11 protein-coding genes are annotated in these 15,291 nt (G+C 52.5%); all 11 read right to left on the reverse strand.

Features of this window, described 5'->3' with window-relative positions; all coding sequences use genetic code 11:
• Positions 1–45 precede the first annotated feature (45 nt).
• Positions 46–2,184, reverse strand: coding sequence for a lysine decarboxylase LdcC (ldcC, locus tag SK38_RS13190; RefSeq protein ID WP_048236098.1), 2,139 nt, complete (start codon positions 2,182–2,184; stop codon positions 46–48).
• A 99-nt stretch (positions 2,185–2,283) separates the two neighbouring features.
• Complete coding sequence (accA, locus tag SK38_RS13195) at positions 2,284–3,243, reverse strand: acetyl-CoA carboxylase carboxyl transferase subunit alpha (RefSeq protein WP_003829164.1); 960 nt, start codon at positions 3,241–3,243, stop codon at positions 2,284–2,286.
• A gap of 12 nt (positions 3,244–3,255) precedes the next feature.
• Positions 3,256–6,738: a DNA polymerase III subunit alpha gene (gene dnaE / locus SK38_RS13200; protein ID WP_008786271.1), complete on the reverse strand. Its 3,483-nt coding sequence runs from the start codon at positions 6,736–6,738 to the stop codon at positions 3,256–3,258.
• 24 nt (positions 6,739–6,762) lie between these two features.
• Positions 6,763–7,359, reverse strand: coding sequence for a ribonuclease HII (rnhB, locus tag SK38_RS13205; RefSeq protein ID WP_048236099.1), 597 nt, complete (start codon positions 7,357–7,359; stop codon positions 6,763–6,765).
• Positions 7,356–8,504: a lipid-A-disaccharide synthase gene (lpxB, locus tag SK38_RS13210; protein ID WP_003829168.1), complete on the reverse strand. Its 1,149-nt coding sequence runs from the start codon at positions 8,502–8,504 to the stop codon at positions 7,356–7,358. The genes rnhB and lpxB overlap by 4 nt, the downstream gene beginning before the upstream one ends.
• Positions 8,504–9,292: an acyl-ACP--UDP-N-acetylglucosamine O-acyltransferase gene (lpxA, locus tag SK38_RS13215; protein WP_003018525.1), complete on the reverse strand. Its 789-nt coding sequence runs from the start codon at positions 9,290–9,292 to the stop codon at positions 8,504–8,506. The genes lpxB and lpxA overlap by 1 nt, the downstream gene beginning before the upstream one ends.
• A 3-nt stretch (positions 9,293–9,295) precedes the next feature.
• On the reverse strand, positions 9,296–9,751 hold the full coding sequence (gene fabZ / locus SK38_RS13220; RefSeq protein WP_003018528.1) for a 3-hydroxyacyl-ACP dehydratase FabZ: 456 nt from the start codon (positions 9,749–9,751) through the stop codon (positions 9,296–9,298).
• A gap of 103 nt (positions 9,752–9,854) precedes the next feature.
• Positions 9,855–10,880 carry a UDP-3-O-(3-hydroxymyristoyl)glucosamine N-acyltransferase gene (gene lpxD, locus SK38_RS13225; RefSeq protein ID WP_006686790.1) on the reverse strand — a complete coding sequence of 342 codons (1,026 nt, stop codon included), beginning with the start codon at positions 10,878–10,880 and terminating at the stop codon, positions 9,855–9,857.
• Positions 10,881–10,883: 3 nt separating this feature from the next.
• Entirely contained in the window at positions 10,884–11,369 is a 486-nt protein-coding gene (skp, locus tag SK38_RS13230; RefSeq protein WP_003018533.1) for a molecular chaperone Skp, read from the reverse strand.
• 122 nt (positions 11,370–11,491) lie between these two features.
• On the reverse strand, positions 11,492–13,909 hold the full coding sequence (bamA, locus tag SK38_RS13235; RefSeq protein WP_048236100.1) for an outer membrane protein assembly factor BamA: 2,418 nt from the start codon (positions 13,907–13,909) through the stop codon (positions 11,492–11,494).
• Between the two features lie 29 nt (positions 13,910–13,938).
• The gene (rseP, locus tag SK38_RS13240) at positions 13,939–15,291 is read right to left on the reverse strand and encodes a sigma E protease regulator RseP (RefSeq protein WP_003829173.1); all 1,353 of its coding nucleotides are present in this window, start codon (positions 15,289–15,291) and stop codon (positions 13,939–13,941) included.

Below are 15,291 nucleotides of genomic sequence, written 5' to 3' on the forward strand. Positions count from 1 at the left end.
TTTCTGTCAGAACGTTACTCGTACGTCTTAGGGTCAGGCAAGTCGTTATGCCATTTTTAAGACTCTCACGCGATACACGCCATCCTCGCCCAGTTTAGCGCCATGGATATCGGTTTCAAATCCCGGGTAGCGCTGCCCCACTGAACACAGCATCAGAAGAAAATCGAGGACAGCCCGGCTTTTGGCAGTGATCATTTCCCCGGGCATCAAGAGCGGCACGCCTGGAGGATAAGGCAGGATCATATTGGCGGACACGCGTCCTACCAGTTGATCAAGCGCCACGGTTTCCACCTCACCTTTGATCTGCCGCTGCCAGGCCTGGTGCGGTGTCATTTTCATTTCCGGCAAGGTATCAAATGCCCGCAGCATCAGTCCGGAGAGATCGTGCTGGCGGATCAGCTTATGGATCCCCTGTGCCAGATCCTGAATACGCATATTGCGATAGAAATCGGGATCTTCAGCATACAGATCCGGCAGCATATTTTTCACGCGTAAATTCAGATCGTACGAGCGCTTAAATTCCGTCAGGCCACGTAGCAGCCCCATCGCCCGGGTCTTATCTATGCCAATACTGAACAGGAACAACAGGTTATACGGTCCCGTTTTTTCGACGACGACGCCGCGTTCATCAAGGAATTTCGCCACCAGCGCCGCGGGGATCCCCTCTTCGCTCATATTTCCCTGTTCATCCATTCCCGGCGTCAGAATCGTGACCTTCACCGGGTCGAGGAACATGTGGTCGGCATCAGCATCAACAAATCCGTGCCAGTCTTCACCTGGCGCTACCGGCCAACATTCTGCTTCATCGACCTTTTCCGGCTGCCAGATATCAAAGAACCAGCCATCCGACTCTTCGCGCAGACGCTGCACTTCTTTACGGAAATGCAGCGCCCGTTCCACCGAACGATTGATTAACCGCTTGCCGGAATTACCACGCAGCATTGCCGCCGCCGTTTCTATCGACGCCACAATCGGATAGCTCGGAGACGTGGAGGTGTGCATCATAAAGGCTTCGTTGAACGTGTCTTCATCATAGTCACCCTTAATGTGGATCAGCGAAGCCTGTGACAACGCCGCCAGCATCTTGTGGGTGGACTGGGTTTCAAATATCACCTTTCCCGGTACCCGTTCGCCGCTCATCCCGCTTTTCCCCTGATAGATCGGATGAAAATGGGTATACGGCACCCAGGCTGAATCAAAATGGATGGAGGACACATCCAGGGTTTGCTTGATCCAGTTGGTGTTATAAAGCAGCCCGTCATAGGTGGAGTTGGTGATCACCGCGTGTACCGGCCATTGCGCCTGAGTCGTCTCTTCTACCTTGCGTTCAATACTTGCACGGGTAAATTCCCGACGGGGTATACCGCCGAGGATCCCCAACGCGTTACGCGTAGGCTTCAGCCAGATTGGCACCACATCGCTCATCATCAGCAAATGCGCCAGCGACTTATGGCAGTTGCGGTCAATCAGTAACGTACTGCCTGCAGGCGCAGCATACATGCCGACAATCTTGTTCGATGTCGAGGTGCCGTTGGTCACCATATAGCTCTGTTCGGCACCAAAAGTACGCGCGATGTACTCCTCCGCTTCGAGGTGTGGTCCGGTATGATCAAGCAATGAACCCAGTTCGGTTACGGAAATGGACACGTCGGCTTTCAGCGTATTGCCGCCAAAGAAATCATAGAACAGGCAGCCGACCGGGCTTTTCTGGTACGCCGTACCCGCCATGTGCCCGGGCGTACAGAAGGTATACTTTCCTTCCTTCACATAGGTAAACAGCGCCTTGGTGAACGGAGGCGTGATGTTATCGAGGTATTCGCTGGTGTACTGGCGAATGCGGGTGGCAATGTCTTCAGACTGACCCAGCGCATACTCAAAAAACCACAGCGCCATGCGCAGGTCGTGCGCACTGACATCCATCGTCGAATGGGTATTAATAAAGGCGTAGAGCGGGAGATACTCGTTGAGCTGGTTGATGTCACTACACAGCTCCAGGCTATATTCATCCCAGTCAAAAATGACGCCGCAAATTCGCGGGTTGTGTTCGATAAACTTCAGCAGGTCAACGCTATTCTGCGGCCAGATAATCTGAAATCCCTGCTGTTGCAGCGCACGTTCAAGTTCCTTGATGGGCTCATCTTTATAAAAGACGCCATGCGGTCCCATGATGGCAATGATATTCATGCGTTCCTCCTGGAAAAACCTTAGTTAATCATAGCCTGGCCAAACCACAGGTAAAAAAAAGGGCCACAACGTTGTGGCCCTTTTCGGAATTAATGCAGTTTACGCGTAACCGTAGCTCATCAGACGCTGGTAACGACGGTTTTTCAGATCGTCTTTGCTTAACACGTCGAGATCGGCGAGATCGGCCAGCAGCTGTGCTTTCAGGGACGCAGCCATCACTTCCGGATTGCGGTGTGCGCCGCCTAACGGTTCCGGAATGATAGAGTCGATAAGCTTCAGCTCTTTCAGACGCGGGGCAACAATTCCCATCGCTTCTGCGGCCAGCGGTGCTTTGTCGGCGCTTTTCCACAGAATTGAAGCACAACCTTCCGGGGAGATAACGGAATAGGTGCTGTATTGCAGCATATTCACTTTATCGCCTACACCGATCGCCAGCGCGCCACCGGAACCACCTTCACCGATAACGGTGCAGATTACCGGTACGCTCAGACGCGACATTTCACGCAGGTTGCGCGCGATCGCTTCTGACTGACCACGCTCTTCCGCGCCCACGCCCGGGTAAGCCCCTGGGGTGTCGATGAAGGTAATGATCGGCATGTTGAAACGCTCGGCCATTTCCATCAGACGCAGCGCTTTGCGATAGCCTTCCGGCGCTGGCATGCCGAAATTACGGCGAATCTTTTCTTTGGTCTCACGGCCTTTCTGATGACCAATGATCATCACCGGACGGCCATCCAGACGCGCGATACCGCCGACAATAGCTTTATCATCCGCATAGGCACGATCGCCCGCCAGCTCATCAAATTCATCAAACGCCAGGCGGACATAATCCAGGGTGTACGGACGCTGTGGATGGCGCGCCAGTTGGGCTACCTGCCATGCGCCAAGATCGGCGAAGATTTTACGCGTCAGTTCTACGCTTTTTTCACGCAGGCGATGCACTTCTTCATCGATGTTAATATCCAGTTTCTCATCCTGACGGCTAACCGCAGTCAAAGAATCGATTTTTGCTTCCAGCTCTGCAATCGGCTGTTCAAAATCAAGGAAATTCAGACTCATAGTATTCCTGTATTAGTCAAACTCCAGTTCCACCTGCTCCGAACCAATAAGGCCACGGAGATCGTTTAGCAAACGATCGCTCGGAGAGACACGCCACGTCGCGCCAAAACGCAACCGCGCACGTGCATCCGCCCTCTGATAGTAGAGATGTACTGGAATTGTCCCCGAGCGGTGGGGTTCCAGAGACTGACGGAGTCGGTTTAAAAGCTGGTCATCAATTTGCCTGTCCGTCAGCGAGATAGCAAGCCCGCGAGCATATTTTTCCCGGGCTTCGTCAATATCCATGACTTCACGGGCCATCATTTTAAGCCCGCCGCTGAAGTCATCAAAGCTGACCTGTCCGCTGACGATAAGTATGCGGTCTTTTTCCAGCAATTGCTGGTATTTATCCAGAGCATCGGTAAACAACATAACTTCCAGACGTCCGGAACGGTCATCCAGTGTACAGATGCCGATACGATTGCCGCGCTTGGTGACCATTACCCGCGCAGCAATGACGAGCCCCGCAGCCGTGGTGACTTTACCACGTTCTGTCGGATGCATGTCTTTCAGCCTGTAGCCTCCGACATAGCGCTCAATTTCTTTTAAATACTGGTTGATGGGGTGTCCCGTCAGGTAAAGCCCCAACGTTTCACGCTCACCATCTAATACCACCTGCTCCGGCCACGGTTGGCAACTGGCATAGGATTGTTCAATTTGCTCCGGTTCTTCCGCCAGCACGCCAAACATATCGGCCTGACCGATGGCTTCGGCTTTTGCATGCTGATCGGCGGCTTTTAGCGCATCGTTGAGCGAATTCATCAACGCCGCGCGATGCGGACCAAGGCGATCAAACGCCCCAGACATAATTAGCTTTTCCAGCACCCGGCGGTTAAGTTTTTTGATATCCGTGCGCGCACAGAGATCAAACAGCTCACGGAAGTAACCGCCTTCGTTACGCGCCTCAATAATAGCTTCAATTGGTCCTTCACCCACGCCTTTTATCGCGCCGATGCCATAAACAATCTCGCCATCATCATTCACGTGAAAATGGTAAAGCCCGGAGTTGATATCCGGCGGTAGGATTTTGAGCCCCATACGCCAGCATTCATCTACCAGCCCGACCACTTTCTCAGTGTTATCCATATCGGCGGTCATTACCGCCGCCATAAACTCAGCAGGATAATGCGCCTTCAGCCACAGCGTCTGGTAAGAGACGAGCGCATAGGCTGCGGAGTGCGATTTGTTAAATCCGTAACCGGCGAATTTCTCCACCAGGTCAAAGATTTTCATCGCCAGTTCGCCGTCTACGCCGCGCTTTTTCGCCCCTTCTTCAAAGGTGCCGCGCTGCTTAGCCATCTCTTCCGGCTTTTTCTTACCCATCGCACGACGCAGCATATCCGCGCCGCCAAGGGTGTACCCGGACAACTCCTGGGCAATCTGCATAACCTGTTCCTGATACAGGATAATGCCGTAGGTCGGCTCCAGTACCGGTTTCAGACACTCATGCTGCCATTGTACGTCCGGGTAGGAAATCTCTTCGCGACCATGCTTACGGTCGATAAAGTTATCTACCATCCCCGACTGTAGCGGACCTGGGCGGAACAGAGCCACCAGTGCGATCATGTCTTCGAAGCAGTCAGGCTGCAGACGTTTGATCAGGTCTTTCATACCGCGGGATTCAAGCTGGAAGACCGCCGTGGTCTCCGAGCGTTGCAGCATATCGAAGCTTTTCTTGTCATCCAGCGGGATAGCCGCAATATCCAGCGGTGGCTCACCGTTCTTTTCACGGCGCGCGTTGATCATTTCCAGCGCCCAGTTGATGATGGTGAGCGTACGCAGGCCGAGGAAGTCGAACTTCACAAGACCGGCATATTCCACGTCGTTCTTATCAAACTGAGTAACCGGGTGCAGCCCCTGCTCATCGCAGTACAAAGGCGCAAAATCAGTAATTTTTGTCGGTGCGATAACCACACCACCGGCGTGCTTACCGGCGTTACGCGTGACGCCTTCCAGCTTACGCGCCATATCGATCAGCGCTTTAACCTCTTCATCTGCCTCATAGATTTCCGGCAGTTGGGGTTCGGCTTCAAAGGCTTTTGCCAGCGTCATGCCCGGGTCGGGCGGCACCAGTTTCGAAATACGGTCAACGAAACCGTACGGATGCCCCAGCACGCGGCCCACGTCGCGGATAACCGCTTTTGCAGCCATCGTACCAAAGGTAATAATCTGCGAAACCGCATCACGACCGTACATTTCCGCCACGTGCTCGATAACCTGGTCGCGTTTCTCCATACAGAAGTCAACGTCGAAGTCGGGCATTGAGACACGTTCCGGGTTAAGGAAACGTTCGAACAGCAGGTCAAATTCCAGCGGATCGAGATCGGTAATTTTCAGCGCATAGGCGACAAGTGAGCCAGCGCCGGAACCACGTCCCGGGCCTACCGGTACGCCGTTATCTTTCGACCACTGGATAAATTCCATAACGATCAGGAAGTAGCCTGGGAATCCCATCTGGTTGATAACTTTAAGTTCAACTTCCAGACGTTCATCGTAAGGCGGGCGCTTCTGCGCACGAACTTCAGGGTCAGGGAACAAAAATTCGAGACGTTCTTCCAGCCCTTCGCGTGATTTCGCCACGAGGAAATCCTCTGTGGTCATATCGCCGGTCGGGAACTGCGGCAGGAAGTATTCGCCCAGACGCACCGTCACGTTGCAGCGTTTGGCTATCTCGACGGTGTTTTGCAGCGCTTCCGGAATATCCGAGAACAGCTCGCACATCTCATCTTCGCTGCGCATGTACTGCTGCGGCGAATAGTTGCGCGGGCGTTTCGGGTCATCAAGGGTAAACCCGTCGTGGATTGCCACGCGGATTTCATGCGCATCGAAATCTCCGGTTTCAAGGAAGCGGACATCGTTAGTCGCTACCACCGGTAGACCACGCGTTTCGGCCAGTGCTACGGCTGCATGCAGATAATTTTCTTCATCTTGCCTGCCGGTGCGAATCAGTTCGAGGAAATAGCAATTGGGAAAATGTTCTTCGTAAAACGCCACGCACTCGTCAACCAGTGCGCTATTGCCGCGCAGCAGGCTGCGTCCGACATCGCCCATGCGACCGCCGGAGAGCAAAATCAAACCTTCTTTTAGCTCGACCAACCAGTCCCGGTCGATAACCGGTCCTTCTGCGCCATAGCCTCGCTGATAGGCTTTCGAAATCAACAACGTCAGGTTCTGATAGCCGGTATTATTTGCGGCCAGCACGGTGAGCTGCGTGAGTTCATCGCCCAACAGCTCACTGCGGACATGAAAATCTGCGCCAACTATCGGCTTGATACCCGCGCCGTGGCCCGCTCCGTAAAACTTCACCAGACCACACAGGTTGGTAAAATCGGTGATCGCCAGCGCAGGCATGCCTAACGCGGCCGCCTTTTTCACCAGCGGCCCGGTTTTCGCCAGCCCATCGATCATGGAGTAGTCGCTGTGCACCCGAAGGTGGACGAAACGTGGTTCAGACATCTTCAGATTCCTTCGACACAAGAATCAGGACGAGAGTCCCAGTGCGCGTTTGACGGGGCCAAAGCTGCGGCGATGGTGCTCAGTTGCACCATGCAGTGCCAATTTTTCCAGATGAAATGCGGTTGGATAGCCTTTGTGCTTTGCAAAACCATACTGTGGAAAAACCGTATCCAGCGCCGCCATTTCAGCGTCACGGGTCACTTTTGCCAGAATCGATGCGGCGCTAATCTCCGCCACGCGGCTATCACCTTTGACCACCGCCATCGACGGTACCGGTAATGCCGGGCAACGATTGCCGTCAATCAGCACGTATTCAGGCGCAATATGCAGACCCGCAACCGCACGCTGCATGGCCAGCATGGTGGCATGCAAAATGTTCAGCTCGTCGATTTCATGCGGTTCCGCCCGACCCAGGCTCCAGCTTAACGCTTTTTCTTTAATTTCATCAAACAGCGCCAGGCGACGTTTTTCTGACAGTTTTTTTGAGTCGTTAAGACCGATAATAGGGCGAGCCGGATCCAGAATGACGGCAGCAGTGACGACTGCGCCAACCAAAGGGCCGCGCCCGACTTCATCCACACCCGCCACTAAATGCGTATGCGGATACACAAATTCAATCATTGCGCTAACTCCAGGACCGCATCCGCCGCCTGCTCATCAGCATTGCAACGGATCTGCTGGTGCAGTTCACGGAATGTGTCATGCATCGCATGGCTGGTTTTACCATTTGCCAGCAATGGCAACAGCGCTTGCGACAGCGCCTGCGGTTCACACTCTTCCTGCAACAGCTCTTTAACCAGTTCTCTTCCCGCCAGCAGGTTAGGTAGCGAAACGTAATCCGTTTTCACCAGGCGCTTCGCCAGCCAAAAGGTGAAGGGTTTCATACGGTAGCCAACCACCATCGGGCATTTTGCCAGCATACACTCCAGCGCGGCGGTACCTGAAGCCAGCAGTGCGGCATCGCTGGCCACCATTGCTTCACGTCCCATCCCATTGAGCAGATGTACAGAAAGCTCCGGTGCAACTTCCGCTTTAATGCGTTCAAACTGCTCGCGACGTTTGGCATTCACCAACGGCACCACCACTTCGAGATCCGGATAATGCTGGCGTAATAGCTGCGCCGTTTTCAGAAAATCGGCGCTGAGCATCTCCACTTCTGCACCGCGGCTTCCTGGCAGTAGCGCCAGGCAGTGAGCGTCATGAGGAATGCCCAGAACATCACGTGCCGCATTTTTATCCGGGTCCAACGGCATGGCATCCGCCATGGTATGACCGATAAAGCGGCACGGGACGTTAAATTTGTCATAAAACGCTTTTTCGAAAGGCAGAAAGGCCAGCACCATGTTGGTGGATCTGCCTATTTTGAAAACGCGTTTCTGTCGCCACGCCCAGACGGACGGACTGACATAATGAATGGTTTTAATGCCCTGTTTTTTCAAGTTCCCTTCGAGGGTAATATTGAAATCAGGCGCATCAATGCCGACGAAAACATCCGGCTTTAAGTCGGTGAATCGGCGAGTGAGGTCGGCACGAATATGCAGTAAACGGCGCAGGCGTCCGAGCACTTCAACAATGCCCATGACCGCCAGCTCTTCCATTTCGTACCAGGCTTCACAACCTTCGGCCTGCATCAGCGGACCCGCCACGCCAACAAAACGCGCATTGGGAACGCGAGCCTTGAGTGCACGGATTAACCCTGCACCAAGAATATCGCCGGAGGTTTCTCCGGCGACGAGGGCAATCGTTAAAGGACGCTGTTCAGTCATTAACGAATCAGGCCACGCGTTGAGCGTTCAAAGAAGTCGCTGAAAGCCTGAACTTCGGGGTACTGTTTCGCCAGTTCCGCGATTTCTGGTTTCACTTCTTCCAGCGTTTTACCGCTACGGTACAACGCTTTGTAGGCGTTACGAATCGCGGTAATCGCTTCGCGGGTGAATCCACGACGCTTCAGACCTTCGATATTGACGCCAAACGGCGTCGCGTGGTTGCCCTGGGCGATAACGTACGGAGGCACGTCCTGGGCTACACCAGAACAGCCGCCAACCATCACATGTGCACCGATGATGCAGAACTGATGCACCGCAGTCATGCCGCCGATGATAACAAAATCATCAAGCGAAACATGTCCGGCAAGCGTGGCGTTATTCGCCAGAATACAGCGGTTGCCTACCGTACAATCATGCGCGACGTGCGCATTAATCATCAGTAAGTTATCGCTGCCCACCTTCGTCACTCCACCGCCCTGCACTGTGCCACGATGAATGGTGACGCTTTCGCGGATGCGGTTGCGATCGCCAATTTCCACACGGGTCGGTTCACCAGCATATTTAAGATCCTGGTTAACTTCACCGATGGAGGCAAACTGATAGATCTCGTTATCGCGACCAATTTTTGTATGGCCATTCACGACAACGTGAGACTTCAGTACGGTACCCTCACCAATTTCAACATGGGGTCCAACAATACAAAATGGGCCAATGTGAGCATTGGCACCAATGCTGGCGCCCTCTTCTACAATGGCGGTCGGGTGAATAAAGGCGGATTTATCAATCACGTATCAGGCCTCCCGGCTACGGGCACACATCATCGTTGCTTCGCACACAACTTTACCGTCGACCAGCGCAACCCCTTTAAAACGGGTCAGGCCACGGCGCGTTTTCTCGAAAGTCACTTCCATGATCATCTGATCGCCAGGCACGACAGGACGCTTAAAGCGTGCTTCATCAATACCAGCGAAATAATACAGTTCGCCTGGTTCCAGTTTTCCTACGCTTTTAAACGCGAGGATACCGGTAGCCTGTGCCATCGCTTCCAGAATCAATACGCCAGGGAAAATAGGTTTACCCGGGAAGTGGCCCTGAAAGAAAGGCTCGTTAACGGATACATTTTTCACTGCGCGCAGAAAACGACCTTCTTCAAAATCCAGCACGCGGTCAACCAGCAGAAACGGAAAACGGTGCGGCAGAAGTTCTAAAATCTCTTCAATATGCAGAGTATGAGTGTTAGTAGTCAAAATACTCTTCCTGTCAAAATATACTAAAAGGCAATAATAACACGGCCTGTCGCAATCGTATGAATGGGACAGGCCGAAAAGTCAGACATGCAAAAACGGTGCTTTAGTCTTGTTGATTAACCTTGCGCTCAATCGCTTTGAGGCGCTTGCTCATATCATCAATATTCATCACCAGTGCAGCTGTTTTACGCCATACCTTGTTGGGTTGTAGCGGAATGCCTGAGGAGTAGACGCCAGGTTCAGTGATAGGACGCATCACCATACCCATGCCAGTTACCGTAACTTTGTCGCATATTTCCATATGCCCATTGATCACGCTGGCACCGCCAATCATGCAATAACGGCCAATCTTCAGGCTACCCGCCATAATGACGCCACCGGCTACCGCCGTATTGTCGCCAATCACAACGTTATGCGCAATCTGGCACTGGTTATCAATGATAACACCATTACCGATCACAGTATCGTCCAGAGCACCACGGTCAATGGTGGTACAAGCGCCGATCTCGACGCGATCGCCGATAATCACGCGACCAAGCTGGGGGATCTTCACCCAGTTACCACGATCGTTCGCGTAACCAAATCCATCAGATCCAACGACAGTGCTGGACTGGATCAGACAATTTTCACCGATCTGGATGTCGTGGTAAATCGTCACATTCGCCCACAAGCGTGAACCTGCACCGATTTTGGTATTTTTTCCGACGAAGCAACCTGCACCGATAACCACGTTATCGCCCAGTTCTACGCCAGACTCAATGACCGCATTTGCGCCCACAGAGACATTATTACCCAGCTTCGCCGTCGCATCGATCGCTGCACTGGGTGCAATGTTCTGTGCAGGCTGAGGCGTGGTATCTAAAATTTGCGCCATACGTGCATAGGTCAGGTAGGGATTCTTCACTACCAGCGCCGCACTCTTAGCAAAAGGAAGATCGTCCTGCGTCATCACAACGGCAGACGCCTGACATACGCCTAAGTGTTCACGGTATTTAGGATTCACCATGAACGTGATATTGCCAGTTTGCGCAGATTGCATGGACGCTACGCCGGTGATGACGATATCGCCATCACCGTGTAATTCTGCATCCAACTGCTCTGCTAAATCAGCCAGTCGAATTGAAGGCATTACTTATTTAACCTGTTTCAGTACGTCAGCGGTGATGTCTTTTACATCGCTGCTGTTGTATGCAACGGTGTTTGCGTCAACGACCAGATCAATGCTCTGGCTGCTGGCAACAGATTTCACAGCTGTCTGGATACGAGTAACCAGTTTGCCACGTTCTTCGTTGGAACGACGTGCACGATCCTGCTCGAAAGCCTGAGCTTTCTGAGAGAAAGTCTGGCGCTGAGCCATGACGTCTTTTTCCAGCTTGGTACGATCGCTACCTGCTTTCATTGATTGCAGACGCTGCATTTTAGATTGCAGATCGGATTCCATACGCTGCAGTTCGCTGGCACGGCCTTTGAACTCGTTTTCCAGCGTAGCAGAAACACCCGTCTTCTGTGCAACCTGTTGGAACAGGCTACCCATATTGACGATTGCAATTTTGTCAGCAGCCTGTGCGGACGTTGCCATCGCTAAACCGAGACCTGCAGCTAATAACCACTTTTTCACAATTAACTCCTTACCATCCCATTTGCACCCGAAGGTGCAGTTCTTTGCGTGGCCAGGCGATCCCATGCAAGATCGCCTAAAGTCATCGCTACACTACCACTACATTCCTTTGCGAAGAACAGTTACCAGGTTTTACCAATGTTAAACTGGAACTGTTCCGCTTTGTCTCCATCGTACTTCTTGAACGGCTGGGCGTAGGAGAAAACCAACGGCCCCAATGGGGACATCCATTGTAACGCGATACCTGCAGACATACGGATATTGCTCGGATCACCGTAATCTGGAACCCCAATAGCGCGAGTTTGATCGCTATCCTGCCAGTTAGTATCCCAAACGGTACCCATATCCCAGAAGAAGGAGGTACGGACCGAGTTAGCATACTTATCGCTGATAAACGGCGTCGGGGTAATAAATTCCAGGCTGGCTACGGCCATGGCGTTACCACCGACCGCATCGTCTGATTTACAGTACGAACCGTCTTTATTGGTACACTCTTCGTAGCTGTCAGGATCCCCTGCATAAGCCCCTGATTTATAGACTGCTTTTGGACCGATGGTATTCGACTGGAAGCCACGCACGGTGCTGGAGCCACCGGCATAGAAGTTCTCGTAGAACGGCATTTCTTTACTGCCAATACCGTCGCCATAGCCTACCTTCGTACGTCCTAACACTACCCACTTATGATCGTCATCGATCGGTACATAGGTCGCGGTATCCAACGTCGCTTTATAGTATTCGTTGTCAGAACCCGGAATGGTGACTTTGCCGTTCAGGTTGACGCGCGTACCTTCCGTTGGGAAGTAGCCGCGGTCAAGCTTGTTATATGTCCAACCATAGTTAAAGGTGAAGTCATCAGCAGCAAAGCTGTTGGTATTGGTCTCACCCATTGACTCAAGATAACGATCCATCGCAACCTGCGGCTGCATATTGGACAGTTTGTTATGTACATAACCCAGGCCCGCGCGCAACGTGTTGTATTCGTTGACCGGGAAGCCCAGCGTCACGTCTGTACCATAACTTTTGTTGGTATAGTCGGACAGGTCTGCATCATCCGCTTCAAAGTCGTTATAGAAGACGCGGCCACCAAGGCTCACACCATCAACGGTGAAGTACGGGTTAGTGACAGACAACTCAGTATAGGTCTGGTAGTCGTTTTTGGTACCGTTAATCCCGACAGAATAACCGGTACCTAACCAGTTATCTTGCTGAACGCCAGCCTGGAAACTCACGCCGCTCTCGGTACCGTAACCGACGCCGAAGTTAAAGCTACCGGTGTTACGCTCTTTGACCTTGTAGACCACATCAACCTGATCCGGGCTGCCCGGAACACGCTGAGTATCGGTATCAACGGTTTCAAAGTAACCCAGACGGTTCAGACGCTCTTTACCCTGGTCGACCAGATCGCTGCCCAACCATGCGCCTTCCATCTGACGCATTTCGCGACGCAGAACGGAGTCTTTAGAAGTGTCGTTACCTTCAAAACGGATCTTACGCACATAGAAACGGTTACCCGCATCCACGTTTACACGTAATTTAACGGTTTTGTCAGCGTCGTTGATTTCAGGCTGCGACTGTACGCGCGGATAGGCATAGCCATAGCGACCCAGAAGCTTCTTGATGTCATCTTCCATTTTGGTCACTTTGGTGCCGTTATAGAGTTCACCTGGCTCGATCTTCGTCAGGGTCTCAATTTCGGCGGAATGCCCGGCCAGGTTACCGCTCACCTGAACCCCAGAAAGCTTGTACTGCTCGCCTTCAGTGATGTTAACGGTGATGTAGATGCCTTTTTTATCCGGCGTCAGGCTGACCTGAGTGGAATCAATATTGAAGCGAGCATAACCGCGATCCAGATAGTAGCTACGCAGGGTTTCAAGGTCGCCCGCCAGCTTCTGTTTCTGGTATTTACGATCGCCCACCACGTTCCACCACGGCACTTCGTCACGCAACTGGAAGTGAGAGATAAGTTCGTCAGTCGAGAAGGCATGGTTGCCGACGATATTGATCTGTTGGATCTTCGCCGAAACACCTTCCTGGAAGACCAGCTTGAGGTCAACGCGGTTACGCGGCAACGGCGTCACCACCGCTTTCACACTGGCGCTGTACTTACCGACGCTATAGTAGAAATCTTCCAGGCCCTTTTCGATATCGGCAAGCGTGGTGCGATCCAGAGACTCGCCAACACGCACGCCAGACGCCTCGAGGTTTTGCTTCAGCATGTCATCTTTCACCGATTTGTTACCGGAGAAAGTGATGCTGGCAATCGTCGGACGTTCTTTTACCTGAACCAGAAGGGTATCACCATCGCGCAGGACGCGGACATCCTCAAAGTTTCCGGTGGCGAACAGAGCACGAATGGTATTACTGATGTCTTCATCATTAACCGTGTCGCCTGTGCGCACCGGCATACTGAGGAGAGCCGCACCAACGGCGACTCGCTGTAGGCCTTCGAAATGAATGTCCTTCACTACGAACCCTTCAGCACCGTATACGGTGGCGCTGCTAAACAGCAGCGACGCTATGAGCAACTTTTTCATCGCCATCGTTATTATGCGTTCTTCCTAACACTCTCTTACAACCGAGAGAAATCATTGAAAAGTGCAAGCCCCATTAACAACACCAGCAAGATAGAGCCAATGCGATAACTAAAGTCTTGAACCCGCTCGGATACCGGACCGCCCTTCAGCTTTTCAATCGCCAGGAACAGCAGATGCCCCCCGTCAAGAACGGGCAACGGAAACAGGTTGATTATCCCTAAGTTCACGCTGATAAGCGCAAGGAACATCAGGTAATAAATAATCCCGAACTCCGCTGACATCCCAGCCCCCTGGGCGATAGAAATCGGCCCACTGAGGTTGTTCAGTTTTACATCACCGGTAATCAATTTTCCCAGCATACTGACCGTCAGCTTCATCAACTGCCACGTTTTATCCGAGGCTTCGAGGATGGCGCTGAATGGCCCATACTGGCGTACAGTCTTATACTCATCAGGCAGAGGAATAACTTTAGGCACCACGCCCGCAAACCCTTCTGCCTTACCGTTAACCTGTTTTGAATCTGGGGTTAACGTTAAAGACAAGGAACTTCCTTGTCTTTCAATATCTAGCGCTAACGGCGTATCCGGATTATCGCGCACCAGCGTCACGAACGTCATCCATTGCGTCAGCGACTGACCATTGACTTTAACGATCCTGTCGCCAGCTTGCAAACCTGCCTTACTTGCAGCGGAGTTAACCTGCACTTCTGACAGTACCGGTTCAATCTGCGGACCACGCGGACGCATGCCCAAACTAGAGACAGGATCCTCTTTGTCTGGCTCAAATGCCCAATGGCGTAAATCCAGCGTTTTGTCCTGTCGCTGGTTACTGCCAAATTGCGCCACGCTGAGGGTCGTATGCTCATCGCCAATTTTGGATACCAGTTGCAATCGCACGGCATCCCAATCAGGGGTTTCGATGCCATCAACCGCTTTTAGTTCCGTACCCGGCTGAATTTGCGCCTGTGCAGCAATCGAGTTGGGTGTTATTTCACCAACAACCGGACGAACGCCAGGGACACCAATGATAAACACCAGCCAATAAGCAAAAATAGCAAAAAGGAAGTTTGCAATCGGACCCGCGGCGATAATGGCAGCACGTTGTCCAACCGTTTTATTGTTGAAGGCGTAATGGCGCAATTCCGGTGCGACCGGTTCAGCGCGCTCATCCAGCATTTTGACGTAACCGCCGAGGGGAATCATGGCGATGACGTATTCCGTACCTGATTTATCGGTACGCCGCCAAAGCGCTTTTCCAAAGCCAATGGAAAAGCGTTCGACGCGGACTCCGCAGCGCCGCGCAACCCAGAAATGACCAAATTCATGCACGGTGATAAGCACACCAAGTGCGATGATGAATGCAGCCAAATTCCAGAGAATACTCAGCAT

Source organism: Citrobacter sp. MGH110 (genome assembly GCF_001037515.1).
GTDB classification, from domain to species: domain Bacteria; phylum Pseudomonadota; class Gammaproteobacteria; order Enterobacterales; family Enterobacteriaceae; genus Citrobacter; species Citrobacter portucalensis.

What these genes read in the sequence shown, in the direction of transcription:
- accA (WP_003829164.1), bottom strand. Translation starts at nt 3,243, where the DNA reads ATGAGTCTGAATTTCCTTGATTTTGAACAGCCGATTGCAGAGCTGGAA.
- rnhB (WP_048236099.1), bottom strand. Translation starts at nt 7,359, where the DNA reads ATGATTGAATTTGTGTATCCGCATACGCATTTAGTGGCGGGTGTGGAT.
- rseP (WP_003829173.1), bottom strand. Translation starts at nt 15,291, where the DNA reads ATGCTGAGTATTCTCTGGAATTTGGCTGCATTCATCATCGCACTTGGT.
- ldcC (WP_048236098.1), bottom strand. Translation starts at nt 2,184, where the DNA reads ATGAATATCATTGCCATCATGGGACCGCATGGCGTCTTTTATAAAGAT.
- lpxB (WP_003829168.1), bottom strand. Translation starts at nt 8,504, where the DNA reads ATGACTGAACAGCGTCCTTTAACGATTGCCCTCGTCGCCGGAGAAACC.
- dnaE (WP_008786271.1), bottom strand. Translation starts at nt 6,738, where the DNA reads ATGTCTGAACCACGTTTCGTCCACCTTCGGGTGCACAGCGACTACTCC.
- bamA (WP_048236100.1), bottom strand. Translation starts at nt 13,909, where the DNA reads ATGGCGATGAAAAAGTTGCTCATAGCGTCGCTGCTGTTTAGCAGCGCC.
- lpxD (WP_006686790.1), bottom strand. Translation starts at nt 10,880, where the DNA reads ATGCCTTCAATTCGACTGGCTGATTTAGCAGAGCAGTTGGATGCAGAA.